This window comes from Thainema salinarum CENA647 (assembly GCF_057732415.1).
Genome location: NZ_JBYJZJ010000022.1, coordinates 4,542,129 through 4,568,565 on the forward strand (window position 1 = coordinate 4,542,129; position 26,437 = coordinate 4,568,565).

Sequence of the window (26,437 nt, forward strand, 5' to 3'; positions counted from 1 at the left end):
TCAGTTCCTGAATAATGCTGGACTCAAATTTGCAGCCCAAACTGCTGTGAACCGAACAACTGCAAATTTGATGTTTATTCAATTTCCATCTAGCGTTATCAACACAAACCGATGCAAATTTCGAATCATCCGGATTTGTGCTGACCACGGCACTCACGTCACCATTTATATTGGCGACGAATTGTGGGGATCGCGGGATTAATTATGTTTTCTTTGGTTTGTGCTCGGCTATGTTAGGGAATCAGGATAACAAACGAATCGACCCGTGCTGCATGAGCATAGAACAAGCAGCACGGGTCGATTCGGAGTGATGGTAGTTTGATTTGGATCTGGAGCTGCGATCTCAGCTCCAGATCCAGCTTAAACTTCGAGACGGATGCTCACCGCATCTGTAACGCTAATTTGTAGAACTGATATTACACATTGAAACGGAACAGGAGAACGTCGCCTTCTTGGACAACGTACTCTTTGCCTTCACTGCGAACCAATCCCTTATCTTTGGCCGCATTCATTGAACCGTTTTCAACCAGGTCGTTGTAAGCAACCGTTTCTGCCCGGATGAATCCTCGCTCAAAGTCGGTATGAATGACGCCTGCGGCTTGGGGAGCCAACATGCCAGCCCGGATGGTCCAAGCCCGCGTTTCCTTAGGGCCAGTTGTGAAATAGGTGCGTAACCCAAGCAGCTCGTAGGTGGCGCGAATCAGCGATTTCAGGCCACCTTCTTCAACGCCGAGCGATTCTAAAAACTCGCCCCGCTCCTCTTCCGGCAGCTCAATCAGTTCGGCTTCAACCTGAGCTGAGATGATCACCACTTCAGCATCTTCCTTCGCCGCCAGCGCTCTGACTTTTTCCACGTACTCGTTACCCGTCGCCAGATCATCTTCAGACACATTGGCGGCATAAATAATCGGCTTGCGAGTCAGCAGGCCCAGCGGTTTGATCAGTAATTCTTCTTCTTCGGTCAGCTCGACCAAACGAGCAGGTTGCCCTTCGTTGAGGACGGGCAGAATTTTCTCAATTGCTTCCACTTCGGCCTGAACATTTTTGTCGGTGCGAGCCTGTTTGCGGGCGCGCTCAATCCGCTTTTCCAGCTGAGCCAGGTCAGACAAAGCCAGTTCTAGCGTAATCACTTCAATGTCGCGAATGGGGTCAATTGAACCCGAAACGTGAATGATGTCGTCATTTTCAAAACAGCGGACGACATGGACAATCGCATCCACTTCGCGAATATTGGCCAAAAACTGGTTACCCAAACCTTCGCCTTTGCTGGCACCTTTCACTAGTCCAGCGATATCGACGAACTCGACGCGGGCCGGAACAATCTCAGCCGATTCCGAAATTTTGGCCAGGACATTCAGCCGCTCATCCGGAACGGCAACTACGCCGACATTCGGTTCAATTGTGCAAAAGGGAAAATTGGCAGCTTGAGCCTTGGCATTGGCGACGAGCGCATTGAAAAGAGTAGATTTGCCAACGTTGGGCAGTCCGACGATTCCGGCTCTGAGCATGATGAATTCCGCAGATTTGTGAACGGCACAGTAAAAGGCACAGTTTTACAGTATAGCGGAAGTGGTCGGGGGTGTTGGGAGTGGATAGTGGATGGGTAGGAGGGTGGATGGGTGGGGTATTTAGGCAGGGGGGCCAAGGGAGATGGGGGGCTTTTGGGGGCAGCTTTTAGGATTGGTGGTGGCGAAGGCGGTGCAGATAGCGATAGATGCGGGGGGCGAGTAGGTAGGTGATGAAGAATAGATTGGTGGATTGTTCAAATATGGCGAAGGTTTGGGCGTGGTGGCGGTCGTCCCAGTAGCTGATGGCGCTTTGAAAGCGGGTCTGCCAATCGAGAGGGAAGAAGATCAGGGGGCCATCGTCTACGTGGGTCACAATATCAACACCGCTGTGTAGCAGACAGGCGAGAAAGAACCAGAAGAACCAGCGCGATCGCGACCCAATGTTGCGCCGCGATCGCCAAACGATGGCAATTCCTGTCAACAGAATTATGGGTGAATGCAAAAAATTGTGCAGCGTCATCCACACCGGATCATGAAAAAACAGCGTATCGAACATGTGGTTAAACGTATCCGCTGCGCTCCAGCCGAGAACGTATTGGTAGTAAACCATGCCGCCAATCGACAGCAACCAGAGCGGAATATCCGGCGCAACTGATCCCAATAAGAACGCACTTTTGACAATCGGAACGCGCGGCAGCGTCTTATCTAGTGCCACAGTCATCAAAAAATGGGACGGAGTATTCATAAGCCTGGATAGAGTGCTAATCCTGCTGTTGCCATGAAGCTAGAGTCAGGTGATTGGAGCAGGGGGCAGGGGAGTAGGGGGAAGAAATGGGGCTTTATTTGGAGTTGTAGTTAAAGCATCAATATAAGCTGAATGGACTTAACATCTTCTTACAGCGAATTACCAACCGAATTTTAGCCATTACCATACACGCTAAGGTAAATACAAAAGCAATCCCAAACCCATCCACCCTCCCACCCATCTACTCTCCTGCCCATCCACCCTTTACTCCCTCACCCCCATGTCTGACTCTGCCCCATCCAACACTCCGTCCATGCGCGATCGCAGTTTGGCTTTAATCGACGAAATCATTCAAATGACGCTGAAGGGCAATATTCGCTCGACCGCACAGGTGAATCAACTACTGCAAGCAGGCGTTCCTAAAGGCGGCGGTGAAATTTTTGACCGCTGTTTGGGGGATCGACGGACAGCCCTAGATAAGGAAAAGGAAACGCAAACCGATGAGCTGAAGCTCGCTAAGGTTGAGCGCAAGCTGCGGGCATTGAAGACGATTCAGACCGAATGGGAAAAGTGGCAGGCGGAGAATGCGTCCAATACCCAAATTGATGACGCGACGGAGCGGATTCTGAATGCTGAACCTGCCGAACAGCTTGCAGTACTGGTGCAGGAACTGGATCCAAACCGCGATCGCAGTTTCACTCTGAGCCAATGGCGCGAGTTGGCTAAATCTCTGCAACAGTCGGCTCAGGCCCTCCACCCCGAAATGCACGAAGGTGTGGAAGCACTGGCTGCTGGCGTTCAGCAGGGGCTGCAATCTTGGCAGGAACTGGAAACCGATCTCGTCAGTTGGCTGTACGACCAAGCGCGGGGATCAATTGGCTTTGCCGGATCGCCAGGACAGTATGGGCCTTGGGCAACCTGGGAGAAAAAGGTCAGCCATGCCGCGCCCAAGCAGCTCTTTCACACGCTGGCTTTGGAGGAATCAGCGGTCGAATATGCCGCCAAGCATGGGCTTTCCAATCAAGACTGGGTGGGCTTGATGATTACACTGCGCTGCTTGCAGCAGGGACTGGTCAACTGGTTTGACAAGCTAGTTTATGACTCAAAGGTTGGCTCTAAACTCTCGATTTCGACCTACTTGGCTTTTGCGGTGCTGTGGTCGCAGTTGGCCAGTGGCTTTAATCAGGCTGCGACGTTGAATGCCACCAGCCGCGATCGCATGATGCAGGCTTGCTTTCAAATGACGCTGCAAATCCTGCGCTCCTTTGCGCTGCGGGACTATTTTCCGCTGTACGGCGGTCTGTTTGCCTCGTTCTCCGGTCGCTATCTGCGGGATACGCTGGATTACCTGGATCAGCCGCTGAAACAGGCGGAAGGGACGGCAGAGAAGGCGCGAATTTTAACGCTACTGGGATCGTCGCAGCGGGGGCTTGGTCGCTACGATAACGCCATCCAGTTTCATGAGCAGGCGCTGGAAATTGCTCAGAAAGCGGAGGATATGACCTGCCAAATTGCCAATTTGAATCACCTCAGCCGCACGTATGTGGCCCAGCAGCAGTACGACCAAGCCGTCAGCTACAGCCAGCGCGCTTTGATTTTGGCGCGGCAGGCAGGCGATCGCACCGGAGAAGCCAATGCCTTAGCCAATCTCGGCTTCAGCGAAGTCTTCCGGATGCAGCAGCAGGGCAGTGTGGATACTGACACCAGCGAAATGGCAATTCAGTATCTGCAGCAGGGCTTGAAGCTAGTGGAACGGCTGGGAGATCGGCAAAGCCAGGCCCTCTGTCTCAGCAGTTTAGGCATTGCTCAAGTGATGAATCAAAAGCCCCAAGCCGCCATTCCCTACCTAGAAGGCGGCATTCAAGCCGCCCAGTTTGCCGGGGATTTATACCTGCAAGCAACCAATATGGCCTATTTAGCCGAAGCGCAATACCAGCTAGATCAAGCCGCATCTGCGATCGCAACTGGCAGCCTAGCCATGTATTTACTTGAACAAATGGCCTCGGAAGAATGGCGCTATCCGGCCAAAGTCCTCACAATTTTGCGAGGACAAATTGGTGATGAGGCATTTCAAAATTTGCTGGCTGAACAGCGATCGCGCATTATCGCGGCCATCGGCGTAGACGGATATGACCATCTGCCGGAATTACTCAAGCGCTATCAACAAAACAACGATTGATGGTTAGTCGGATGCAAATGGCCAATACAACAGTAGGGGCGAATGGCCATTCGCCCCTACGTTTAGATTAGGTAAAAACTGCGATCGCTACAGTTGAACTTGGTCAACCGTCTCGATCTTGCCTTCGGTATTGACCTTCCAGATATCGTATGGGCCAACTACGTCGCCATACTCATCGATATCAACGGCACCGCTCGCGCCCTGATAGTCAATATCTTCGCCGTTGCGAATCAGTTCTAGAGCTTCGCAAACATCCGTTACAGGCGTACCACCGCTGGCTACCTCCCGCAGTTGAGCTGCGATCGCTTCACCATTGTTCTCACCAGCCGCCTCAGCTGCCAGCATCAATAACACAGCCGCATCCCAGGTGTGAGGCACAAATGCGCCAGGAGCGGAGCCAGTTTGCTCTTCCCACAGTGCCGTGAAGTCAGACAGACCTTCGCCACCTGCACCAGGCACAGTACCGAGTGCATCAGACAAAATAAAGCCACCATCAGAGGTCTTACCAACATCTTCTGGGAAGGTTTCCGTCTGTACACCATCGGTCAGTAGAATCTGAACACCATCGGTCAAACCCTGCTCATAGGCAGACCGCAGCAGTAGCGAACCCGTTTCAGCGTAGAGTACACCCAGCACGGCATCGGGCTTGCTGCCAAATGCTGCTGATGCTTCTGACTCAAATGTAGTCGCCTTGGGGTCATAGCGAACGGGATTGTCTTTATTGACAACGGTGCCGCCTCGTTCTTCAAAGGCTGTAACAAACGCCTGTTCAAAGCCAACACCGTAGTCGTTGTTGATTACGGCAGTAGCGACATTGGTCAAGCCTTCGTCGATTGCCAACTGAGCCAGCGCTTCGGCCTGATAGGTATCTGGGGGAGCCGTCCGCGCCCAGTATCCCTCAAATGCACCTTCCCTGGCTTGTTCGGTAAAGACAGGGCTGGTGCTACCGGGAGACACCATTGGAACCTGATTGCGGACAGCGACATCAACCGCTGCACTGGATACGCTACTTGCAAATGAACCTACAACGGCATGAACCTGATCGGCCTCAACCAATTTGGTCATGGCGCTAGCGCCTGCCGTCGGATCGGTTTGGTCGTCTTCAATCACGAGCGTGACATCTGCGCCGTTGATACCACCGCAGGCATTTACGGTATCCACAGCCAACGGAATCGCATCTAGCATCGGTTGGCCGATGGAGGACAGATCACCCGTTGCGGGCAACAGTGCTCCCAATTTAAGACCATCACCACTGGCTGCTGCGGTTTCTTCAGTCGTCTCTGTTTCAGCACCCTCAGTTGCCGTGTCAGTATCAGACGGAGCCTGACAAGCTGCCGCAAACATTCCGCCAGCTAAAGCTGCTACGGTTATTGTTGCAATGGAGCGCAGTTTGAGAGTTCCTGCCAGATTCGAAAAAGACTTCTTCATGATTGGATCAAACTCCTCAATGTAGTGCCACGAAGGTTAACCTAGTTCAATCCTCATTGAAATTGAGGCGTAACCGTGTGACTGTATTCAAACGTGCTTTGTGAAAAATTCATCCAGATTGTTCTCTGCATGACTGTAGCCTGAATCACTTAATAAAGTTGCATGTTTATGAAGGAGTTGCAACAAAAAACGATTTTTCTATCGTCATAATTTATTTCAATTTATCCCTTGTTCAACGCGTGATGTTCTTTCTACTTCCGACTCTTACTTTGGCGCAGACAACTCCTGCGGTAGTGGCACCCGAACCACCCGAAGCTGTTCCAGAGGTTTATGTGCAACCTCAGCAGGTTCGACCCTTGCAGGGATCACTAGACGATACACCTGTCTTCAACAGCAATAGCCCTGAACTGGTACAAACGCCTGGCATCTTGTTGTCTACCTTTCCACCCGATGGCATGGCTGTTCCTGCGGCTCACTTAAACTTTCCACTAACTGGGCGCTTTGACATTTTTGCCCATCACGTTGCTAAGGCTCCAACACCAGAAGATCTGCGATCGCTGTATCTCGGTATCCTTGTTAACAATCCTGGTACGCAGCCCGTCACATTGGATATTCTGGCCGCTGCTAGCTACTTAAGTCAGCCCGATGCCCCGTTTATTGACTTGCCGAGTCAGTTAAATAATCCAGACGGTTCCGTCTACGCAGGCCCCGGCAGCCGCGTCATGAGCGATATCCTCCGAGGTCGCCGTCAGTCAGATTTTCCGGCCCAAATTATCATCCCTCCCGGTGAAAGCCGCATGGTGCTTAATGCACCAATTCCAGTGCGGGAGTTAGACCCACCATTGAACGGTCGCTCCACCTTGTTGCAGGTTCGCAGTAGCGCCCCTGTCTATGTCGCAAGTTTGGCTCAGTACGCACCACCCGCTGCCACAGATTCAGCAGATTCAACAGATTTCATAGACGAATCCCAAGGTAATGCCCAAACTTTTCCTATTGAAAATGAAGCGACTAAAGACAGTCGATATTGGCCAAATGAGGAAGATGATGACGAAGGTGATGAACCCGAGCGCGATTCTAATAATCCTGATATAGATGCCGATGAAGATCCAGAGGCATTGGAGGAACGAGCACCGACCTTAGCGGAGTGGGAAGCGTTACTTACTCAATCTGGATTGGCTAGTCCCCGCGATCGCACTCCCACTCCACCCAATCAACAGGGACAGATTATCTACGGTCGGGTTGCGGGTGTCGCGCAGGGTGCGCAATGGAATGCCTTCCTAGCAGACTTACCCAGCGGCAGAAGTTTGAGAATCCCACATCCTGGTGAGTCCTATTCTTACGGCATCAGCCTGCTGCGAGGTGGCGAACTCGGCACCAACCAAAACCAGAGCGCTCCCATGCTGGTGCGATATGCCGACACGGCTTATGAGCATCACGGCAACTACGGCGTAGAGTACAGCCTCACCCTGCCGCTACATAATCCAACCGCTCAAACTCAAACGGTTGAGATTCTCTGGCAAACGCCGCTGAAGGAGTCTGAGCTATCAACCGCAGGCTTACAGTTTTACGAGGAACCGCCCACACAAACCTTCTTTCGCGGCACCGTTGGCGTTCGCTACATCGATGCTCAAGGCAATTCTCAAACCCACTACACGCACCTCGTTCAGCAGCGGGGTGAATCCAGAGCAAGACTGCTCAAGCTCAAGCTACAGCCAGAAACATCTACCACGGTTCAAGTCAACTTGCTCTATCCACCCGATGCAACTCCGCCCCAGGTGCTCACCCTTTCCACTCGTCAGCAGTAGTCCAGCCAGCTCTATTTCGTTGGTTTTCATGGTTGATGTGGCGCTGAGCGCCGCACATCAACCATGAAATCGGTTAGATTCAGTGGTTTTGTAACTCGCGGTGTGTTACGTCGGCATGGCGTTGCCATGCTTTTGTCTCAATACTTTGTTTTGGGGATTGCCGATTTTAAGTATGAATTGAGATGTAGGGGCAGTGCCCCTACATCTCAATTCATATCCAGATTAAGCAATACTTCATTTTGTCAGTTGTTCCTGACAATGAATTGATCAATCCAAGTGCAAACTGTAAAATTAGATACAGAAAAACAAACCGTTCATTTCTCAAGCTGAGAAACGGAAGTAGGGAATTTCCCGAAGGAACGCGCCCCAAACATCGATTCATACATTTGGAGGCGAATATGCAACTGACCTATCGTGGCGTAACGTACGACTACAACCCACCTCATATCGACATCAGTGATTTGGAAACGGTAGGAACCTATCGTGGTCGTCCTGTTCATTTCCATCACTCCATTCGGTTACCCAACTTTAAACGCACGATTGAGTTGATCTATCGCGGCGCACATTTCCGCGCTGGTCTACCCACAGCATAGAATGCAACAGCATCTGCAATGTGCGATCGCACGATTTATCATGTAGCCGCCTGTCACACAGCCATCTGCATAAAACCAGTGCATTGGTAACAGGCAGCACACAGTCCAAACAGCATGACTATGGTCAAGCACAACATAGAGCACTCTTGTTCAACAGGAGTGCTTTTTCATTGCTCCAGATCGCTAAGACTGCAAATGTTTGTTTCGGAAACAAAAGGGGCATGATCAACAATGAGGCTGGTGAAGCTCGATTCAGACTGAACTTCACTGAGTTTTTAGCGGACAAATGGTTACTTTACCCCCCAAGTCTCGCTCCTCGATCGACTCTTATCCAGTCCACCCCACCGGGTGAACAATTTGAGTCCAAGTAGTTCAGCTTACGTTGACCTCAATCAAAAATTTTGGCAGCGCCCAGTTTTTGAGCTGGAGATAACTGATGCTGACCTACTTCTGCAGTCATACATAACCAAGGACACTGAGGATGACACAGGCAAAATGCGCCCTTATCACGGGTATTACAGGGCAAGACGGCTCCTATCTAGCTGAATTGCTGTTGCAGAAAGGATATGAGGTGCATGGCATTATCCGCCGAACATCAACATTTAATACCGATCGCCTAGATCATATTTACGTTGACCCCCATAACGAAAACGCTCGTCTGTTCTTGCACTATGGTGATTTAACCGACGGTACAACGCTGCGGCGAATTTTAGAAGAAGTTAAACCAGTCGAAATCTATAACTTAGGAGCGCAGTCCCATGTGCGGGTCAGCTTTGACTCGCCGGAATACACCGTCGATACGGTTGGCATGGGATCGCTGCGTTTGCTAGAAGCCATTCGCGACTACCAGCACCGCACAGGCATCGAAGTGCGCTTTTATCAGGCGGGATCGTCTGAAATGTTCGGCAAAGTTCAGGATGTTCCTCAGAAAGAAACCACGCCGTTTTATCCTCGCAGTCCCTACGCCTGCGCTAAGGTGTATGCCCACTGGCAAACCGTCAACTATCGTGAGTCTTACAACCTATTTGCCTGCAACGGCATTTTGTTCAACCATGAGTCTCCCCGCCGTGGTGAAACCTTTGTCACCCGCAAAATCACCCGTGCAGTGGCGCGAATTGCGGCTGGCCAGCAGAAAAAGCTCTACATGGGCAACCTAGACGCCAAACGAGACTGGGGATATGCCAAAGATTACGTTCGGGCTATGTGGCTGATGCTGCAACAGGATGTGGCAGATGACTATGTGGTAGCTACAGGGGAAACCCATTCTGTCCGAGAGTTTTTAGAGGCCGCCTTTGGCTATGTCAACCTGAACTGGGAGCAGTACGTAGAGTTCGATGAGCGTTATCTACGTCCAGCAGAAGTTGATTTGCTGATCGGCGACCCAGCTAAGGCCAAAACACAGCTCGGTTGGGAACCTAGCGTCACCTTTGAAGGGCTGGTGAAGCTGATGGTTGAAGCCGATCTCCATGCTCTTGGTATTGGGAACTCTGGTCAGGGCAAAGATTCCGTTAATCCCTTAGATATGGCAACCATCCGTCAAAGTCTGGGTTCTTTAATTTCCTAATTGCGGCTAAATGAACCCTCTCTAACATGCAAAACAACCGCTGAAAACGTTCTAAAAAGACAGGTGGATAGTCATGACCATCTTGCCCCTAGCTGGGAAACGCATTCTGGTCACTGGCGGTGCAGGTTTCTTAGGTCAACAAGTTGTTGACCAGCTTTGCCAAGCCGGTGCGGAATTAGAGAAGATTACCATTCCGCGATCGCACAATACCGATCTGCGATCGCTGGAAAGCTGCCAACGAGCTGTTGATCAACAAGACATTGTGGTTCACCTTGCTGCCCATGTTGGCGGCATCGGCCTCAACCGCGAAAAACCAGCCGAACTGTTCTACGACAATCTGATGATGGGTGCTCAGCTCATCCACGCGGCCTACGAAGCAGGGGTCGAAAAATTTGTTTGTGTCGGCACCATTTGCGCCTACCCCAAATTTACTCCTGTCCCCTTCAAAGAGGACGACCTGTGGAACGGCTATCCTGAGGAAACCAACGCGCCCTACGGTATTGCCAAAAAGGCGCTCTTGGTTCAACTGGAGGCCTATCGCCAGCAGTATGGGTTCAACGGCATCTACCTATTACCTGTGAACCTGTATGGCCCCAACGATAACTTTGATCCCGGCAGCTCCCACGTTATTCCAGCATTGATCCATAAGGTTCATCAAGCCCAACTGAGAGGTGAGCAGCAGATCCCCGTTTGGGGCGACGGCAGCCCGACTCGCGAGTTTTTATATTCCGAAGATGCGGCTCGTGGAATCATCATGGCTACCCAAACATACAGTGCTGCTGATCCGGTTAATCTGGGCACAGGTGAAGAAATTTCGATTCGCGATCTTGCTAACTTGATTTGTGAACTGATGGATTTCAACGGGGAACTCGTCTGGCAAACGGACAAGCCCAATGGCCAACCCCGGCGCTGTTTAGATACCGAACGCGCCAAGCAGGCATTTGGGTTTACCGCTCAGGTTGATTTCCGAGAAGGGCTAAGACGCACAATTGACTGGTATCGTCAGCACGACCAGGCGGCTAAATGATGTTTCTCACAATTTCTTCGGGCTTAAAACTAGTCAGATCGGCTACAACAGAGATATAGGCAAAGTTGACCTAGTAAAACCCCGACTTCGAAACTAACTGGTATCAATTGTTAACAAGTGTTTTCTACCAGCAAGTCGGCTTAGTTTCGGTATTGGTCATCAAATACTTACATTTACTCACATTAGCGGGTCACATTGACTGGTACTAGATTACAGCTAGGCTTTACCTAACTCAGTTCTATAACGCTCTCATCGGCTTAGCTAGCAATTGTATTAGCTAGTGGCGATGAATATGCCCCTAATTTCACTGTATGAGGTAAGGCTCGGTGTTACCTGAAATTGTTGATGAGGCCAAAATTCATTCGTTCAAATTTTGGTTTAGCGAGCGCATCCAAGAAGGAATGAATTACCGGGGAGAATTATTCTGTCGGCTCTACACAGCCGATGTCTCTGAACGAGCGAAAGTCTTTCAAACGGCCTGTCGTCTCGGTCAGCGTGGAGCGTCGCTGGTTCTCACTCTATCGGATAAACAGTGCAGCCTATGGGGAAATCTGCGCAGCTCAAGCGTTGCAGCTCTAGCTTTAGACAACCTCACCGCCTCATCGGAACTCGATCTAGCCTCCTGGGTAGATGCTGTCTCAACAGAAGACACATAAATCAAATTGAAAGACCCTGGCAATTTCAATTAGAAATTGTGATTTACGTCTGAAATTTTCTAGATTTAGACTTAGTAAATGAGCTAGATAGCGTAGCCCCTTCCGCAATTCACTCGATTTCTGGGCGTTTGATGGGTGGGTGATCTAAGCTAGAGTGGCATCAGTATATTTTCCAGAATCAACACTGAGTCAATTTCGAGATCGCTGAGTGGTAGTGGTGACCATAGTGTGCTCTCGGTTAAGATCGTCTCTGTCAGAAGGGAAACTCTATCATTTCACTGGTGAATACTTCAGCAGTGTGAATACTGAGTTAAGCAAACTTCTGACTTAAGACATGCAACTTTTGTCAGAGAGGCTACAATCGGAAAGACCCCGTCAATTTCAGTGGGAATCCAAAATTATTTACTGCTCAGAATATAGGAATGTATTGCCAAGCAGCTAATAGGGATAGACCACTCTGACAACTGACCCAAGCAAATTTTGTTTGGATTCGATCACGCAAAAATTTAGGCAGCATTAGCTTAATTTCGAGCTTGAATTGTTGCCAACATGACTATTCCAGTTACAGCTGGATCCCGTAATGACTGAAGGAGCATGAGGAACGCGGCATGACCCAGGCCAAAGAAGTACTCGAAACCATCGCAAAACCTCAAAACGAACTTGAAGTTTTATTAGATGATGGTAGCGATAGTGGCGAACAGCCTCAAGTTGAGGATGGTAAGGGTTCGAAAGGACGTGCAACTCGACGTCGGACTCAAACAAAAAAGAAGCACTACACTGAAGATTCAATTCGTCTTTATCTGCAAGAGATTGGTCGAATTCGGCTTCTCAGAGCTGACGAAGAGATTGAACTCGCACGCAAAATCGCAGATTTGCTTGAGCTGGAACGTATTCGAGAACAGCTCATGGAAGATTTGGATCGAGAACCAAATGACGCAGAGTGGGCTGAAGCTGTTGACATGCCGCTCCATGATTTCCGCCGTCGCCTCTACATTGGGCGTCGGGCTAAGGATAAGATGGTGCAGTCTAACCTCCGGCTAGTCGTTTCGATCGCGAAGAAGTACATGAATCGCGGCCTGTCTTTCCAAGATTTGATTCAGGAAGGCAGTCTAGGTTTGATTCGGGCGGCTGAAAAGTTCGACCACGAAAAGGGCTATAAGTTCTCAACCTACGCAACCTGGTGGATTCGTCAGGCAATTACCCGTGCGATCGCAGACCAGTCTCGTACGATTCGTCTGCCGGTTCACCTGTACGAAACGATTTCTCGGATTAAGAAAACCACTAAGCTGCTTTCTCAGGAACTGGGCCGCAAGCCGACTGAGGAAGAAATCGCTGACCGGATGGAGATGACCATTGAGAAGCTGCGGTTTATTGCAAAGTCAGCTCAACTGCCAATCTCACTGGAAACCCCCATCGGTAAAGAAGAAGATTCTCGTCTGGGTGACTTCATTGAATCCGATGGTGAAACACCTGAGGATCAAGTCTCCAAGAGCCTGTTGCGGGAAGATTTGGAAGGGGTTCTGGGTACCCTCAGCCCGCGTGAGCGCGATGTATTGCGTTTGCGCTACGGTTTGGACGATGGCCGCATGAAGACACTGGAAGAAATCGGCCAGATCTTCAACGTGACCCGTGAGCGAATTCGCCAAATTGAAGCTAAGGCACTGCGGAAACTGCGTCATCCGAATCGCAACAGCGTGCTGAAAGAATACATTCGCTAACAGCTACAGGTAACTACACAATCAGTTACACAATTTCCAGAAGGGTTTGGCTCCGGTCAAGCCCTTTTGTTTTTGATAATTCTTTAATACAGCGCTATGCGTTCAAGTAAAACTGATACTTTTAGGAAAGCCACGCGGAGCGCAGCTTTCCTAAAAATGTAAGTCCTAACCTGCGGGCGTAGTGCCACGCTAGACGTATGAACCTACAGCAAATCCATCACGTTGCCATCATTTGCTCCGACTATGCCACGTCCAAACGCTTTTACACCGAAATTTTAGGACTGCCGATTATTCGCGAAACCTATCGCCAAGACCGCGATTCATACAAACTCGATCTCAAAGTCGGCGATCAGGCTCAGATTGAACTCTTCTCATTTCCACAGCCACCAGAGCGACCATCCCGACCCGAAGCCTGTGGACTGCGCCATTTATCCTTTGCAGTGGAAAAGCTAGAAGCTGCGATCGCAGAATTAGAAGCGCATGGCGTTGCGGTTGAACCGATGCGGCTGGATGAATTAACCAATAAGCGCTTTACGTTCTTTAAAGATCCGGATGATTTGCCGCTAGAACTTTATGAGCAGTAATGTTTCAGTTCCCTTAACTAGGACGGGGAAATCGGCGCACCTGATACTCCTGCGATTCCACCATGTCGTAATCAAAACCAAGGGCTTGATCAAACTCCTGGCCAACTTGCTTGAGGTCTTTTGCTGAAATTGACTTCCACTCTTCTCGACTATGCCAGCGGATCATCATCACGACTTCCTGTGGCCGATCCGGCTGAATCCAGACCTCTTTCGTCAGGAAACCAGGGCACTGTTCAAGAAAAGGCGTCCAGATTTCTAGATCGCACTGAATAAACCGCTCTCGCTTGTCTTCAGGAACTCGAAACTTTAACCACTCAATAACCATTCAAAAATCAACTTCTCTACTGGGCAACTCTCTATCTAGGCTAATGGCGTTTACCGACGTTTGACCAGCTTAAGAATGGTTTTAACCAGACGGTTAACTTCAAGTGGTTTTGGCAGATGCGCTTGGAATCCGACGGCTAAAGCTCGGGTTTGATTCGCTTGACCGACATGAGACGTAAGTGCGATCGCAGGAATGTGGCGAGTTTGAGGATCGTTACGAATGGCCTGCATCAGCATATAGCCATCCATTTCCGGCATGCCGATATCACTAATCACAATATCTGGATCGGATTGCCGCAGGGCATCAAGCGCATTCGTTGCTGACGATACCGTTGTGACAGTGGCACCATACATTTCGAGTGTAAAGGTAATCAACTCACGGCTGTCATCGTCATCTTCAATGACAAATACATGGATATTGTTCAGTGCGTAATCACCAGCCACAATCCTATCGGATTCCGGTGTCGGAACAAGATCGGCAACCAGTGGTAATTGAACGGTAAATGTTGAGCCTTGACCGTCACCTGGGCTTGCCGCTTTGATCGTGCCGCCATGTAAATCGACGATCTGTTTTGCGATCGCTAATCCTAAACCCAGGCCGCCAAAGCTTTTGGTCGTCGTGCTATCTCCCTGCTGAAAGCGATCAAAGACATATGGCAGAAACTCAGCCGCGATGCCTTTTCCCGTATCGCTAACGGTGATTTGAGCATAGGTAGATGAACGGATAGATGGGTTGGCTGATTGGCGGATGGATGGGGACTTTCCCACTTCCTCACTCTCCCACGCTTCCGCTCTCTTACCCATATCTCCACTAACCTCTTCTAATCTCACCTCTACCCAACCTCCATCTGGCGTAAACTTTACCGCATTCGATAGTAAGTTCCAAAAGACTTGTTTCAGCCGGGTCGCATCTCCTAAAACCTGTGCTGGAGTCTGATTTGCTTCAATTTGAATTACAATCCCTTTTGTTTCTGCGGCTGTTTGGACAGTGGACATCGCGTCCTTAATAATCGGGATCAGGGGAACTGGCCCCATGTTGAGGATGAGCTTATTTTCGAGAATCCGAGAAATATCCAACAAGTCATCAATCATTTGAGCTTGTGACTTGGCGTTCCGCTCAATGGTCTCTAGCGCCCGTTGAGTCGTCTTCTCATCAAACTGGCGCGACAGCAGCAGTTTCGACCAGCCTAAAATGGGATTTAGTGGCGATCGCAGTTCATGGGACAGAACAGCTAAAAACTGATCCTTAAGCTGGTTAGCTCGTTCTGCAACTTCCTTAGCAGCTTGGGTTTCAATTCGGAGTTCACGTTCGCGGCGTTCACTGATAATTTTTTCGGTTGTTTCATTGACGGCAATAAAAATGCCGCCAACGGTGCCAGGACTTTCCCAAATGGGTGTGTAAGAAAAGGTAAAGTAGCCTTCTTCCGGCTGGCCATATCGATCTAACATCAAAAGCTGATCTTCCGACCATGTGGCTGTACCCGTTTCTACCACTCGATCTAGCATCGGCCCCACCAGATGCCACACTTCCTGCCAGCAATCTTGCCCCCGTTGCCCTAGTGCGGTTGGATGCTTATCGCCTGCGATCGCAATATAGGCATCGTTATAAAACTGGACGTACTCTCTACCCCACAAAATCTGCATGGGAAACTTAGACAGCAGCAAAATTTGCAGCGCGACTTTGAGGCTTTGAGGCCAGGCATCAATTGAACCAATTGCGGTGGATGTCCAATCAAATGCTTGAATTCGGGCACCCATCTCTCCACCATGCGCAAAGAGATGTGCTAACAGATCGGTTTCGGGCAGCTTAATTGGGCCATCTTCCATCAGTATGAGACCAAATAGGGTTTCCGATGCGATCGCATCATCTTTATCTATGGTATCGTCACGATTTTGCTATTTTCCTCAATTCAACTGAATCTGTCTAATCTGCAAAACTGCGATCGCACTTTCACCTCTCTACCAAAACTGCGATCGCACTTCCAATCCTCTGTCGCACTTTTACTGAATGCCATCGCAGTTACCCGCAACCACCAAGATTTTTCTCAAATTCCAGGTTTACTGCTAGAAAATTGGATTGAGTATGTCTATGACGTTTGGACAGTGCGATCGCACTTTCGCTTCTCTATCAAAACTGAGATCGCGCTTTCTCTAGGTGCGATCTCAGTACCTTGCCCTTTCTAGGATTGCTACAATTTGGTGCATAGGTTCTATGAAACAGGACTCACAATATGGCAATCGTCGTTACCCTTAGCCCTGAATTAGAGGCGCTGTTGCTTGATAAAGCTGCTCAGCGAGGAGAAGACGTTAATTCTGTTGCTTCTGAGTTATTAGCGAGTGCTTTAGAGTGGGAAACTCAGGACTCAGCAGAGGCTGTTAAAGGCATTCAGCAAGGGTTAGACGATTTTGAAGCTGGTCGATTTCGTTCGTTTGATGAGTTTGCACAGGAACAGCGTCATAAATACGATTTGCCAGCGGACGCATGAAATATCGTATTGAGATTTCGAGCATAGCGGAGGCTGAGGCAGATAAGGCTTTCCTGCGATTGTCCCAAATTGCATCTCCAGCAACAGCTAAGCAATGGTATGCAGGCTTGATACAGGCCATTGAATCGTTGTCTCAGATGCCTAAACGCTGCCCACTAGCGAGAGAAAATTCGTATTTCAGAAGAGATCCGTCAGCTAGTTTATGGCAGAGGACGACGTTCATACCGTGTTCTTTTCACCATTTTTGGAGAACAGGAAGGAGCAACGGTTCGTATTCTGCATATTCGTCATGGTGCTCAACAAACGCTTGGCGAAAATTTAGATGAGGATGAGTGATCGCACTTCTAACCCTCTATCGCACTTTCACTGAATGCCATAGCAGTTACCCGCAATCACCAAGATTTTTCACAAATTCCAGGTTTACAGCTAGAAAATTGGACTGAGTAGTTCTATGGCGCTTGGGAAGTGCGATCGCACTTTGGCTATCCGTTAGCGTTGGGTTACTTCACCTAATGCTTCCTGTAGCACTTCTTCGCTGACACCATGACGTTTTAGGCTATCGATTAGCGCAGTAACCGTATCACTTTCTAGACGTTCTAAATCGGCACGCAGTCCTTGTCCGATGTACGCACGGGCTAAGGGTTGATAACCTGAAAAGCCAAGTAGGGGTGCAAGTCGCTTGAGATCTTCAATCACATCCTCGGGCATCCGAATGGTGACTGTCGTCATAGGCCGATTTTTATCGAGTCGTTTTTTGAGTGCTTCAATTTTCATAGAGGTTACGCTCCTGACGAGTCGCTTTGCGAGCTGAGATAATGCGAATGATGTCGTTTTTGCGCTCAATGTAGACGACGTATAGCAGGTTCCATTGTCGGTCTAATCCAATAACAGCATCTCGTGCTTCATTATTACGACTGGCATCAACAACAATGAGAAACGGATCGAAAAAGGCTTCCGCAGCTTGCTGAAACGTGACACCATCATGATTTACGGGATTGATCCTGGCTTTTTCGTCGTCCCAAACGAAAGTGATGTCATTGAGAACGAAATGCACGTCCATGTTTTTAGTGTAATGAGAACGTATTTACAACGTCAATACACTATATCGTTAGTAGATGTTGAGAGATCGCACTTCTAACCCTCTATCGCACTTTCACTGAATGCGATCGCAGTTACCCGTAACCACCAAGATTTTTCCAATTTCAGGTTGACAACTAAAAGACTGGGTTGAGTAATGATTGTGGCTGCTAGAATGACGGCACATCTGTCACCATTGCATTAGTATGGCTGTTGTATCGTCCTTGGCGAAAACGTTGAACTTCCACATCCTTTTAGAACCTACGGAAACAGGGCAAATTGCAGCGTCAATTGCTGAGTTGGTAAATTGTCGTGTAGAAGCGAATACTCGCCAGGAAGCACTGGTTAACATTCAAAAATTGGTTCAGCAAAGATTAAGTCAGATTGAAGTGCTGCCGCTGGATATTGCGCTAGAAGAACCTAGTCAAGAGAATCCTTGGACTGAGTTCATCGGTATGTTTGAAGAGGATGAGGATTTTGCAGAAATTTCGGCACAAATGCGGACAGAGCGTGAACAGGATACGGATTTGGTGTGAGTCGCTGGATTTTAGATACGGATCACGTTTCTCTGTTGCTGGCAGGGCATCCGCAGGTTAGTCATCGGGTAGCGGCGGTTGGTGCAGATGTTGCTATCACGATTGTGACGGTTCAAGAGCTTTTTAACGGTTGGGTTACGCGCATCAACAATGCAAAAGATGTACAAGAGCTAGTCAGACTTTACAACAAGCTGAACCGTACGGTTTTGCTCTGTAGCCGAGTTCCTGTCGTAACTTTTGATCAAGCGGCTGGGGAATGTTATCAACAACTTCTGCTTGATGTTCCGGCTTTAGCTAGAAAGCGATTACAAAAAGATGTTCGAATTGCCGCGATCTCACTTTCACTGAATGCCATAGCAGTTACCCGTAACCACCAAGATTTTTCACAAATCTCAGGCTTGCAGCTAGACAATTGGACTGAGTAGGACTATAGCAATTGGGAAGTGCGATATCGCTGAAACAAACTTATCTTCTATTCTTTGTTTTAGTTAGCTTATTGCTTCGAGCTTTCTCTAGATAACCGTCTATTTCCATGATTTTCTTAATGAATTCCTCAACTGCAAAATCTGAGTAGTAGTGAGTTTCAGGATCTCGATTTTCGTAGTGATATCTATTATTGCTATTTTTCCATTTAAGCTTTGCAACTACTGAGCGAAAACAATGTGTGTTTATTACGGGTTCTTTTGTTTTTCTCTCTCGTGCAATCAACTTCTTCTCTAAAACATCAACAGAATATCGATTATAGAGTCTAGTATTAATCTCTTTGATTGCTGCACTTTCTCTAAATGGATGAGTCTTAGCTCGATCTGTCGGTTTCTCTAAGATAATAGCCTTTTGCAAACCCTCCATTCCCTCTTCAGCTTGTGCAAGGGTGATAGTGTTGCCCCTCTCATCGCTCCTAGCAAAAACCAATCTTACATTTAGAGGTATGGCAAACTGTATGTCATCTGTCTGTTTAGCTTCTTCAGTTAAATCCTCTATTAAGCTAGAAACTTCATTTCCAATCTCTTTTCCATAATTACTATGCAATGCTGCTATCGAGGGTCGCTTTAAATCTCCTACAAGCGAAAGCATTCCAGAATGAGCAGAAGAGATAAAAGTTTGTTCAGTAAAGTCTTGAAATCTAACTGAATAGTTTAATACGCCGGATTGAAAAACCCTTGACATAATTCCTTGTACTTCAGGCATCAGAAGATGAACTGCTTGATCGCGATAAAAGGTAATTCGCTCAATATTCTTTCTTACGAGGTCTTCTGTATCGTATAGCTTATCTAAGCAATCTCGAAGTGAAATAGTTTCTCGAATTCTTTTTGCATTATAATTCTTCTTGAAAATAGCTTCTTCGCCTTTATCCTCAATAATAATAGCTTTTAGAAGTTGCTCCCAAGCAGTGCAAAAACATAGAACAAAACCATCCATTCTATTTTCTAGAGAGGGTCTATTATAAAGCTCCAGAGCCAGTAGCATGTTGTCTCGTGATTTCTTCAGCAGGGCTTTTGCTAGTCTTGACTCACAGTTATGACCTAGCCCTCTCCGATGTTTACTTTGCGAAAGTAGTTGTGTAAATTGCTGAACAGATACTCCTACTGAATTTGAGGCTTCGAAATATCCTTCCCCTGTTTTATTAAGGAAGTCAGAAAGTTGGCCTTTATTGAGATAAGTCCTAAAAGTAGATTTTTGCCATCCACTCGCGCTAAGTATCTCGTCTTCAGAAAAAGACTTACCCTTAGTCTCCATTTTTTGAAGAAATTCGAGAAATCTTTTATGAGATGGAACTACCTTCATCAGTCAGCTTTATCACTTATGTGTTTTGGTTCTCAGGAGCACTATGAAATTTATACTACTTTGACTATACGTTTCATCTGTGTTTGGGTAACAGTTATGAGTATGCAAATTACTTATAAATTTATATTTAGAGTGTGATTTTTTAAAAAACTTCTTCGTCTCCACCTCTCATCTGATATAGTTGGGAGCACGTCATCCGCTGAGGAGATAAAAATATAATGGAGTGAGTGCCCTTATCGGATCCTGACATGACTCCAGACCAGCGCGACCAAATGCAGCATCACGTCAACGCTTTAGCACAGATCCTCTATGACGACGCCAAGGAACAGGGGATGAGGATGACGAGCTTAGGCGAAATCGAGCAAACGGTCCGTGAGCAAGTGCACCGTCATGTGTCACCCAACTTAGGTCTTTTTTTATCGACACAAGCGTCGGCAAAGATGAAGGAGAAACCCGAAAGCTAACCAGCATCCTTGGCATATTGCAGGTTGGCCGACAGCAGGCCAAGCGGCTTGGAGTCAAGCCCAGAGTCCAGTTCAGCCCCCTGGTCGAGCTGTGTTGTCTGCAGATGGGAGCAACGGTGTCCTTCGTGCAGGCGAGTCGGGATGTTGAACTGCTCACCGGGGTCACCGTGAGCGCCAAGAGTGTCGAGCGCATCGTAGGGCGCAATCCGATTGAGTCATCGGCTCCAGAGGAGACAGTCAAGGAGATGGCTCTCGATGGCGGGATGGTTCGCCTAGTGACTCCGAGCGGAGAGCCCAGCGAGTGGAAGCAGTACAAGGCGGTGCGGCTGGACGGTGACGGTGTGGGTATGGCCTGGTTTGACGACAATGATGCGCTGTTGGCCTGGCTCAGGAGCCTTTGCTGGGCCAGTGTTGTGTTCTGCTTAGGAGACGGACACAGCGGCATTTGGTCGCTCTACCAACAGATGGAGAGGCTCACTCGCCAGGAGGTCTTGGACTGGTATCACCTGATGGAGAACCTGTATAAAGTGGGCGGTTCCCTTCAACGGCTCAACCAGGCCAGACACCTTCTGTGGCACGGTCAGGTCGATGAGGCCAGTGCCCTGTTTGCGGGGCTCAACTCTCAGCAGTCTCAACGATTTGGGAGGTATCTGGAGCGACATCGCGCTCGGATTGTCAACTACAGGTACTACCAGCAAGAGGGGATGCCGATTGGCTCAGGCCCGGTCGAATCACTCATCAAGCAGATTGATGCCAGAGTGCAGGTCGCAGGTGCGCAGTGGAACCCTCAGAATGTTCCTCAAATTCTGGCGCTCCGCTGCGCTTACCTGAACAACCAGCTCAACCTTTATTCTCTCGCCAGCGGATGACGTGCTCCCGATATAGTTCATGTAAATCATAGGAAATCTGAATAAAAAGCTCAGGAACTACCCATTCTTCTAAATCGCTGACCTCTTGTGAAGATTCCAATTCGCCTAGCCCTTGGCCTATGCCATCTGTTAAATCGCTAAAAGCTGTAGCGGCCAATCTAAAAAGAGACTTTAGTTCGGAAATGTTTGGTTCATAAGTTATATCGTGAGCAAACTTATTTCTTATTTTATTTATAGTGGCTAATGTGTGGCGTTGTTCATCACTAATTATTCCTAAATCATGGCTTAATTCAATAAGCTTGGAGTGATTTAGTTTGTCTGCCAAGTTAGATAGATTTGGATCGTAAACCTGTATTAACTTTCTCAGCAGAAATTCGATTACTAAATGACCTGATATGAATGAAGATATTGGAAGTTCCAAACCTGTTATTCGTTGATATAGATCAGTGAAATCCCTGATTTCCATAACTTTTTATTATTCAATTAGACAAAAAGCAATTCATGATTGGCAAGTTCTTTCCTACTTAGTGAATGTTGATAGCTTAATAATCTGCCAATTCAACAGGCTAACGTCGTTCCATCGCTTCAACTGACTTTGGCACACCTGCTGTCAACACCTCATTTCCCTGTGCCGTTACCAGCACATCATCCTCAATGCGTACCCCAATTCCGCGCCAGCGTTCATCAATTTCCGGTTGGCCTTCTTCTGGTTGCAGCTCTGGCGAAATATAGATTCCCGGTTCCACCGTCACAATATTGCCCGGTTCAAAGTTGTACCAAGTTTCGCCATCGACTTTGTAAATCCCCGCATCATGCACATCCAGCCCCAGCCAGTGGCCCGTGCCGTGCATGAAAAAGGCGCGATGCTTCTTCTCCTCGATCAGCGTATCCACCTCGCCCTTCAGCAGACCCAGTTCCACCAGACCTTCCGTAATCACCCGCGTCGAAATATCGTGAAACTCGTTGTAGGGTCTACCGGGCTGCACCGCTTCAATCGCCTGCTTCTGAGCCTCCAAAACTAGCTCGTAAATAATCTTTTGTTCCGGCGTAAACGTGCCGCCCACCGGAAACGTGCGGGTAATATCGCCGTTGTAGTACTCATAGCAGCAGCCCGCGTCAATCAGCAGCAGGTCTTGATCCTGCATTTGGCGATTATTGTCGATATAGTGCAGAATGCAGGCATTTTCACCGGAGGCCACAATTGACGGATAGGCAGGGCCTTCACCACCTTCTAGCCGGAAAATCCGCTCCATTTCCGCCTGAATTTCGTACTCGTAGCGTCCCGGTTGGGCAATCTCCATCGCGTGGTTGTGCGCCTTGACCGAAATTGCGATCGCAGTTCTCACTAACTCCAACTCAGCCTCACTCTTTACCCGCCGCATCGGATGCAGCAGAAACCCCGGTTCTTCCAACGCCACTGGGCCAGTGCCGCGCTTGGGATAGGTAGCGAGTAGGCGCTGCCAGAGGGTGAGAATCTTTTGGTCAAAACTGCGATCGCGACCAATTGAGTAGTAGAGCCGATCCGCTTTTTCCACATACTGGGGCAGATGCTCGTCAATTTCCTCAATTGAGTAGACCGCATCGGCACCGTAGCGCTCCTTGGCGGCATCCACGCCGACCCGCAGCCCCGTCCAGATTTCGGCTTGCAGATTCTTGGGTCGCACAAACAGAATAAACTTATGTTCCTCGTGATGAGGCGCGAGAACGGCCACCGCTTCCGGCTCGTTAAAGCCCGTCAGATAGTAGAAATCGCTGTCCTGACGAAACTTATATTCCACATCGTTATGCATGACGGCCATCGGCGCACTGCGGAAGATCGCGGTGCCCTGACCGATTTTTGCCATGAACTGTTCGCGACGCTGTTGGAATTCTGCCTGCATGATCGTGGAAGTAGAAGAAACGAATAGCGCTAGCGTAACGTAAGTAAAGGCTAGAGCGCTATCCTTAATCAATCCTGAACTGCGATCGCATCAACCCAACTTTTATCTGGGCAGACTAGTTTTGTAGGATGAGTTAGCGAAGCGTAACCCATGCGGGCGTTGGGTTTTGTACCTCAACCCAACCTACTAAGTAGAACTGGGCAGACTAGATTTACATAGCCTTATTGTTGGAACCTCTTTGGAACTCCTATTGTGCTAGAACTCACGTTTACGCTCACCGTTTTTGCGGCTTGGATTGCCTCGGTTTGTCTGCATGAATTTGGTCACGCGATTGTGGCCTACTGGGGTGGCGATACGTCGGTGAAAGAGAAAGGCTATTTGACGCTGAATCCGCTCAAATATACCGATGTCAACCTCAGCATCGTGATGCCGCTTTTCTTCCTATTAATTGGTGGCATTCCGCTACCGGGGGCGGCGGTGTATATCAATCACGGCAAACTACGCAGTCGCTTCTGGAAAAGCGCTGTCTCCGCCGCTGGGCCAATCATGACGCTGCTATTTGCGATCGCGCTTGCGGTCATCCTCCAAATTGGCTGGCCCGATCTCGGCGCAACCAGTCCCCAGGAAGCATGGCTGGGTTATGCTCTGGCACTGCTGCTGGTGCTCGAAATTGCGGCGGCAGTATTGAACCTGCTGCCCGTGCCGCCGCTGGATGGCTACGGCATTTTGGAACCCTGGCTGCCCAGTACCCTACAAACGCGCCTGCGTAAATTCGGCAGATTCGGCATTATTTTGGTGTTTGCGGCTTTGTGGTTGTCGCCGGAGGCCAACCAAGCCTTTTGGGGCATTGTATTTGGCGTTGGCAACCAGCTCGGCGTCCAGTGGGAAACCCAAGGAATCTCTTATGCGATATTCCGTCGAGGTGCATTCCAGCTCCTGATCCCGGTGATCATCATTCTGGTGATTGTTGGCCAACTCAATAAGCGGCGCGGTTCTACCGCTCGCAGTAGTGCTCCAGCCTATTCAGCGGAAGAACTGGAAGACCAGCTCGAAATGCTGGACGACATGGTGGAGGCCAATCCGAAAAACATCACGGCCTGGTATCGGCGCGGACTCGCACTGGCAAACCTGAAGCGCACGGAGGAAGCCCTTACTTCATTTCAAAAAGCGGTGGAGCTAAAGCCCAATTTTGGGGAAGTGTGGCACGTCATGAGTATCATGCAGTACCGTCTCCAGCGGTATCAGGAGGCGCTCAACTCGGTCGATCAGGCACTACAAATTCGACCGAAAGAGCCAGAGCTGCAGTATTTAAAGGGCAGTATTCTTAACTCGCTCAATCAGTACGACAGTGCGATCGCACTTTTTGATCAGGTGCTAGCCAAAGAACCCCGCAACGTTGATGCGCTGATGGATAAAGGTTCAGCCCTGTATTTTAGTCAGCGGTATCAAGATGCGATCGCGGTTCTTGATCAGGTACTCCAGCTTGAGCCAACGAATGCCAGTGCCTACTTTAACCAAGCCTGCTGCTACACCAAGTTGGGAGATATCCCATCGGGCCTAGCGGCAGTTCAGAAAGCAGTGCAATACGGCGACGACTGGCTGCACCAGAAAATTCAAACCGATCCGGATCTGGCACTGCTGCGTGAGCATCACGATTTTTCCCAACTAGGCTTGATGAATCAATCAGAGTGATGGGCTAATGCAGCTACTTAGGAACGCGGATTTAATCAGGTGAAATCTTTGGGTAGGGACACGGCAATGCCGTGTCCCTACAGATGGAACGGTTTACAGGCTACTTATCTAGTTATCAAAATTAAACTTGAAGGAGCGTTTTATTGTTGTGACGATAAAACGCTCTTTTTCTTCGCGGACTGTGAATCAATTTATTTAAACTGGTCGCTATTGCCGCATAGTTAGGCGTCTGACTATGCGGAGCTAACTTAACAGTTGTTTGATCTACCTGATTCTACAGAGATCGCTAACTAGCTTTGAAAGAAAATTCAATAACTTCAGTAATTTCATCAGCAGCATGACCGAATGAATTGGTAATCATGATTAGCAGCGATGAAAGGTCATCAACTATTAATAAGTATTTATACTCATCGTAATTGATTGACTCATAAACAGCTTTACAGCAAAACCCTGAAACTACAGAGTAAGCAACAAGTTTCTGCCAATTTTCTACCAAATGATGGTGCAAGAAAGTTACATGGTGTAATATTATCGATACCCAAGATGAACTTTCCTTAAGCCTCAATCGCAATTATACGGAAAGTAGTTGGGATCATCCTGTAAAGGTAATTAGAGCAACATTGAAAGCCCGAATCAGTTCTGATCCCTGTCATGAAAGGTTGAAAATGACCTGAGTGGGTGTATTCTTCGTAGCAGAAATAGACTAATTTAGAGTTCTGCTACTTCACATCATCTCGTAGCATCAGTTGATAAACTTCACGAATTTATATGAAATCCACTGAAGAAGAAACAAGTGTTTGGGAGCTGAGTTGGGTGAATCCACTGGCGTGGATTTGCCGAGCTTGGCAAGCCGCAAGTTTACGCGTCACCTGTACGTTGGCCTTCCTCGGGCTGGTTTTAACCTTTTGGCTTGCGATCGCAGAACCTGATCAAGTTGTGCAGGCCAACCCGGTTCAAGTTTTGTCACCAACGACTGAAGTCACGACTCAGGCGATGGGAGTCTCTCCTCTTTCCCATGCTGGACTCCTGGATCAGTCCAAGTTTTCCGTTCATCCATCTGGCTCACTTCGCCCGATGACGGCCCAAGATCTTCATTCTGTTGATTTGACTGAAGCTGGCAGCAACAGTTTCCGCATTCATCACCCCGATTTGATGGGAGCCTCATTTATGGGACGCAACCTCACTGGCGCTAGCTTGTATACAATCGCAGCCCCTTCATCCAATAGCGACCTGTTCGACCCTAGTGGCAACCAAAGTTGAGTCTCGTTGAGGCTTGATAGCTCAAATATCTAACCCCTGACAGCCTCGCTTCGCGGGGCTTTTTTGTGCAGAATTGGTGCAGAAGCGCTGACGGATGGAGTGACGAATTCAGAAAGTCAAGCAGATTCAATCCAGATTGACTGTTGTTGCTCCAGTCTCAGCGGTAAACTGATGAGTGATTATTTGATTTTGGATATGAATGGGAGGTGGGAGCACCGCTCCCACCTCCCATTCATGTTTAAGTAGGTGGCATAAAT

25 protein-coding genes and 1 riboswitch are annotated in these 26,437 nt (G+C 48.7%); of the genes, 15 read left to right on the forward strand and 10 right to left on the reverse strand.

Annotated features, from left to right (window positions below):
* Positions 1-416: 416 nt before the first annotated feature.
* Complete coding sequence (gene ychF / locus AC286M_RS26625; protein WP_488207255.1) at positions 417-1,508, reverse strand: redox-regulated ATPase YchF; 1,092 nt, start codon at positions 1,506-1,508, stop codon at positions 417-419.
* A gap of 166 nt (positions 1,509-1,674) precedes the next feature.
* On the reverse strand, positions 1,675-2,253 hold the full coding sequence (locus AC286M_RS26630) for a metal-dependent hydrolase (RefSeq protein WP_488207256.1): 579 nt from the start codon (positions 2,251-2,253) through the stop codon (positions 1,675-1,677).
* Between the two features lie 280 nt (positions 2,254-2,533).
* Between AC286M_RS26630 and AC286M_RS26635 the strand changes: the two genes are divergently transcribed.
* Positions 2,534-4,432: a tetratricopeptide repeat protein gene (locus AC286M_RS26635; RefSeq protein ID WP_488207257.1), complete on the forward strand. Its 1,899-nt coding sequence runs from the start codon at positions 2,534-2,536 to the stop codon at positions 4,430-4,432.
* A gap of 87 nt (positions 4,433-4,519) precedes the next feature.
* On the opposite strand, the gene AC286M_RS26640 is transcribed toward AC286M_RS26635, so the two are convergent.
* Positions 4,520-5,860 carry an ABC transporter substrate-binding protein gene (locus tag AC286M_RS26640; protein ID WP_488207258.1) on the reverse strand — a complete coding sequence of 447 codons (1,341 nt, stop codon included), beginning with the start codon at positions 5,858-5,860 and terminating at the stop codon, positions 4,520-4,522.
* 269 nt (positions 5,861-6,129) lie between these two features.
* Here AC286M_RS26640 and AC286M_RS26645 point away from each other — a divergent pair, with 269 nt between their 5' ends.
* From AC286M_RS26645 to gloA2, 7 genes are all read left to right on the forward strand, one after another.
* The gene (locus tag AC286M_RS26645; protein WP_488207259.1) at positions 6,130-7,665 is read left to right on the forward strand and encodes a DUF3370 domain-containing protein; all 1,536 of its coding nucleotides are present in this window, start codon (positions 6,130-6,132) and stop codon (positions 7,663-7,665) included.
* Positions 7,666-7,974: 309 nt separating this feature from the next.
* A riboswitch (Glutamine riboswitch) is annotated at positions 7,975-8,031 on the forward strand.
* 32 nt (positions 8,032-8,063) lie between these two features.
* Positions 8,064-8,258, forward strand: coding sequence for a DUF4278 domain-containing protein (locus AC286M_RS26650; protein ID WP_488207260.1), 195 nt, complete (start codon positions 8,064-8,066; stop codon positions 8,256-8,258).
* Positions 8,259-8,739: 481 nt separating this feature from the next.
* Complete coding sequence (gmd, locus tag AC286M_RS26655) at positions 8,740-9,822, forward strand: GDP-mannose 4,6-dehydratase (protein WP_488207261.1); 1,083 nt, start codon at positions 8,740-8,742, stop codon at positions 9,820-9,822.
* A gap of 73 nt (positions 9,823-9,895) precedes the next feature.
* Positions 9,896-10,849, forward strand: coding sequence for a GDP-L-fucose synthase family protein (locus AC286M_RS26660; protein WP_488207262.1), 954 nt, complete (start codon positions 9,896-9,898; stop codon positions 10,847-10,849).
* Between the two features lie 326 nt (positions 10,850-11,175).
* Entirely contained in the window at positions 11,176-11,505 is a 330-nt protein-coding gene (locus tag AC286M_RS26665; protein ID WP_488207263.1) for a hypothetical protein, read from the forward strand.
* A gap of 608 nt (positions 11,506-12,113) precedes the next feature.
* Positions 12,114-13,223 carry an RNA polymerase sigma factor RpoD gene (gene rpoD / locus AC286M_RS26670; protein ID WP_488207264.1) on the forward strand — a complete coding sequence of 370 codons (1,110 nt, stop codon included), beginning with the start codon at positions 12,114-12,116 and terminating at the stop codon, positions 13,221-13,223.
* A gap of 197 nt (positions 13,224-13,420) precedes the next feature.
* Positions 13,421-13,807, forward strand: a complete 387-nt coding sequence (gene gloA2, locus AC286M_RS26675) for an SMU1112c/YaeR family gloxylase I-like metalloprotein (protein ID WP_488207265.1) — start codon at positions 13,421-13,423, stop codon at positions 13,805-13,807.
* Between the two features lie 13 nt (positions 13,808-13,820).
* On the opposite strand, the gene AC286M_RS26680 is transcribed toward gloA2, so the two are convergent.
* Entirely contained in the window at positions 13,821-14,132 is a 312-nt protein-coding gene (locus AC286M_RS26680; protein WP_488207266.1) for a TIGR03792 family protein, read from the reverse strand.
* Between the two features lie 50 nt (positions 14,133-14,182).
* Positions 14,183-15,958, reverse strand: a complete 1,776-nt coding sequence (locus AC286M_RS26685; protein ID WP_488207267.1) for a hybrid sensor histidine kinase/response regulator — start codon at positions 15,956-15,958, stop codon at positions 14,183-14,185.
* Between the two features lie 66 nt (positions 15,959-16,024).
* Between AC286M_RS26685 and AC286M_RS26690 the strand changes: the two genes are divergently transcribed.
* Both AC286M_RS26690 and AC286M_RS26695 read left to right on the forward strand, forming a co-directional pair.
* On the forward strand, positions 16,025-16,315 hold the full coding sequence (locus tag AC286M_RS26690; protein ID WP_488207268.1) for a PIN domain-containing protein: 291 nt from the start codon (positions 16,025-16,027) through the stop codon (positions 16,313-16,315).
* 47 nt (positions 16,316-16,362) lie between these two features.
* Entirely contained in the window at positions 16,363-16,617 is a 255-nt protein-coding gene (locus AC286M_RS26695) for a hypothetical protein (protein ID WP_488207269.1), read from the forward strand.
* Between the two features lie 489 nt (positions 16,618-17,106).
* On the opposite strand, the gene AC286M_RS26700 is transcribed toward AC286M_RS26695, so the two are convergent.
* Both AC286M_RS26700 and AC286M_RS26705 read right to left on the reverse strand, forming a co-directional pair.
* Complete coding sequence (locus AC286M_RS26700) at positions 17,107-17,391, reverse strand: hypothetical protein (protein ID WP_488207270.1); 285 nt, start codon at positions 17,389-17,391, stop codon at positions 17,107-17,109.
* Positions 17,381-17,677: a BrnT family toxin gene (locus tag AC286M_RS26705; protein WP_488207271.1), complete on the reverse strand. Its 297-nt coding sequence runs from the start codon at positions 17,675-17,677 to the stop codon at positions 17,381-17,383. Before AC286M_RS26705 ends, AC286M_RS26700 begins: the two co-directional genes overlap by 11 nt.
* Positions 17,678-17,900: 223 nt before the next feature.
* Here AC286M_RS26705 and AC286M_RS26710 point away from each other — a divergent pair, with 223 nt between their 5' ends.
* Together AC286M_RS26710 and AC286M_RS26715 are read left to right on the forward strand one after the other, a co-directional pair.
* Positions 17,901-18,230 carry a hypothetical protein gene (locus AC286M_RS26710; RefSeq protein WP_488207272.1) on the forward strand — a complete coding sequence of 110 codons (330 nt, stop codon included), beginning with the start codon at positions 17,901-17,903 and terminating at the stop codon, positions 18,228-18,230.
* The gene (locus AC286M_RS26715; RefSeq protein ID WP_488207273.1) at positions 18,227-18,655 is read left to right on the forward strand and encodes a type II toxin-antitoxin system VapC family toxin; all 429 of its coding nucleotides are present in this window, start codon (positions 18,227-18,229) and stop codon (positions 18,653-18,655) included. The genes AC286M_RS26710 and AC286M_RS26715 overlap by 4 nt, the downstream gene beginning before the upstream one ends.
* 40 nt (positions 18,656-18,695) lie before the next feature.
* Here the strand turns inward: AC286M_RS26715 and AC286M_RS26720 are convergent, their stop codons facing one another.
* Positions 18,696-20,015, reverse strand: a complete 1,320-nt coding sequence (locus AC286M_RS26720) for a DUF3644 domain-containing protein (RefSeq protein ID WP_488207274.1) — start codon at positions 20,013-20,015, stop codon at positions 18,696-18,698.
* 248 nt (positions 20,016-20,263) lie between these two features.
* Here AC286M_RS26720 and AC286M_RS26725 point away from each other — a divergent pair.
* A protein-coding gene (locus AC286M_RS26725; RefSeq protein WP_488203071.1) for an ISKra4 family transposase occupies positions 20,264-21,348 on the forward strand; the annotation gives its coding sequence in 2 pieces (ribosomal slippage) (positions 20,264-20,450 and positions 20,450-21,348; 1,086 coding nt in all).
* Here AC286M_RS26725 and AC286M_RS26730 read toward each other — a convergent pair.
* Positions 21,320-21,814 (reverse strand): hypothetical protein, encoded by a 495-nt coding sequence (locus tag AC286M_RS26730; RefSeq protein ID WP_488207275.1) that lies wholly within the window; start codon positions 21,812-21,814, stop codon positions 21,320-21,322. The two genes, AC286M_RS26725 and AC286M_RS26730, sit on opposite strands and share 29 nt — an antisense overlap.
* Positions 21,815-21,914: 100 nt before the next feature.
* Positions 21,915-23,228, reverse strand: a complete 1,314-nt coding sequence (locus AC286M_RS26735) for an aminopeptidase P N-terminal domain-containing protein (RefSeq protein WP_488207276.1) — start codon at positions 23,226-23,228, stop codon at positions 21,915-21,917.
* A 252-nt stretch (positions 23,229-23,480) separates the two neighbouring features.
* On the opposite strand from AC286M_RS26735, the gene AC286M_RS26740 reads away from it, so the two are divergent.
* Together AC286M_RS26740 and AC286M_RS26745 are read left to right on the forward strand one after the other, a co-directional pair.
* Positions 23,481-24,920 (forward strand): tetratricopeptide repeat protein, encoded by a 1,440-nt coding sequence (locus AC286M_RS26740; protein ID WP_488207277.1) that lies wholly within the window; start codon positions 23,481-23,483, stop codon positions 24,918-24,920.
* Between the two features lie 768 nt (positions 24,921-25,688).
* Positions 25,689-26,180 (forward strand): hypothetical protein, encoded by a 492-nt coding sequence (locus AC286M_RS26745; protein ID WP_488207278.1) that lies wholly within the window; start codon positions 25,689-25,691, stop codon positions 26,178-26,180.
* Positions 26,181-26,437: the final 257 nt, after the last annotated feature.

Excerpts from the sequence above, each read along its gene's own strand:
- ychF (WP_488207255.1), bottom strand. The coding sequence starts at position 1,508 with ATGCTCAGAGCCGGAATCGTCGGACTGCCCAACGTTGGCAAATCTACT.
- AC286M_RS26630 (WP_488207256.1), bottom strand. The coding sequence starts at position 2,253 with ATGAATACTCCGTCCCATTTTTTGATGACTGTGGCACTAGATAAGACG.
- AC286M_RS26635 (WP_488207257.1), top strand. The coding sequence starts at position 2,534 with ATGTCTGACTCTGCCCCATCCAACACTCCGTCCATGCGCGATCGCAGT.
- AC286M_RS26640 (WP_488207258.1), bottom strand. The coding sequence starts at position 5,860 with ATGAAGAAGTCTTTTTCGAATCTGGCAGGAACTCTCAAACTGCGCTCC.
- AC286M_RS26650 (WP_488207260.1), top strand. The coding sequence starts at position 8,064 with ATGCAACTGACCTATCGTGGCGTAACGTACGACTACAACCCACCTCAT.
- gmd (WP_488207261.1), top strand. The coding sequence starts at position 8,740 with ATGACACAGGCAAAATGCGCCCTTATCACGGGTATTACAGGGCAAGAC.
- AC286M_RS26660 (WP_488207262.1), top strand. The coding sequence starts at position 9,896 with ATGACCATCTTGCCCCTAGCTGGGAAACGCATTCTGGTCACTGGCGGT.
- rpoD (WP_488207264.1), top strand. The coding sequence starts at position 12,114 with ATGACCCAGGCCAAAGAAGTACTCGAAACCATCGCAAAACCTCAAAAC.
- gloA2 (WP_488207265.1), top strand. The coding sequence starts at position 13,421 with ATGAACCTACAGCAAATCCATCACGTTGCCATCATTTGCTCCGACTAT.
- AC286M_RS26680 (WP_488207266.1), bottom strand. The coding sequence starts at position 14,132 with ATGGTTATTGAGTGGTTAAAGTTTCGAGTTCCTGAAGACAAGCGAGAG.
- AC286M_RS26685 (WP_488207267.1), bottom strand. The coding sequence starts at position 15,958 with ATGGAAGATGGCCCAATTAAGCTGCCCGAAACCGATCTGTTAGCACAT.
- AC286M_RS26695 (WP_488207269.1), top strand. The coding sequence starts at position 16,363 with ATGGCAATCGTCGTTACCCTTAGCCCTGAATTAGAGGCGCTGTTGCTT.
- AC286M_RS26700 (WP_488207270.1), bottom strand. The coding sequence starts at position 17,391 with ATGAAAATTGAAGCACTCAAAAAACGACTCGATAAAAATCGGCCTATG.
- AC286M_RS26705 (WP_488207271.1), bottom strand. The coding sequence starts at position 17,677 with ATGGACGTGCATTTCGTTCTCAATGACATCACTTTCGTTTGGGACGAC.
- AC286M_RS26710 (WP_488207272.1), top strand. The coding sequence starts at position 17,901 with ATGGCTGTTGTATCGTCCTTGGCGAAAACGTTGAACTTCCACATCCTT.
- AC286M_RS26720 (WP_488207274.1), bottom strand. The coding sequence starts at position 20,015 with ATGAAGGTAGTTCCATCTCATAAAAGATTTCTCGAATTTCTTCAAAAA.
- AC286M_RS26730 (WP_488207275.1), bottom strand. The coding sequence starts at position 21,814 with ATGGAAATCAGGGATTTCACTGATCTATATCAACGAATAACAGGTTTG.
- AC286M_RS26735 (WP_488207276.1), bottom strand. The coding sequence starts at position 23,228 with ATGCAGGCAGAATTCCAACAGCGTCGCGAACAGTTCATGGCAAAAATC.
- AC286M_RS26745 (WP_488207278.1), top strand. The coding sequence starts at position 25,689 with ATGAAATCCACTGAAGAAGAAACAAGTGTTTGGGAGCTGAGTTGGGTG.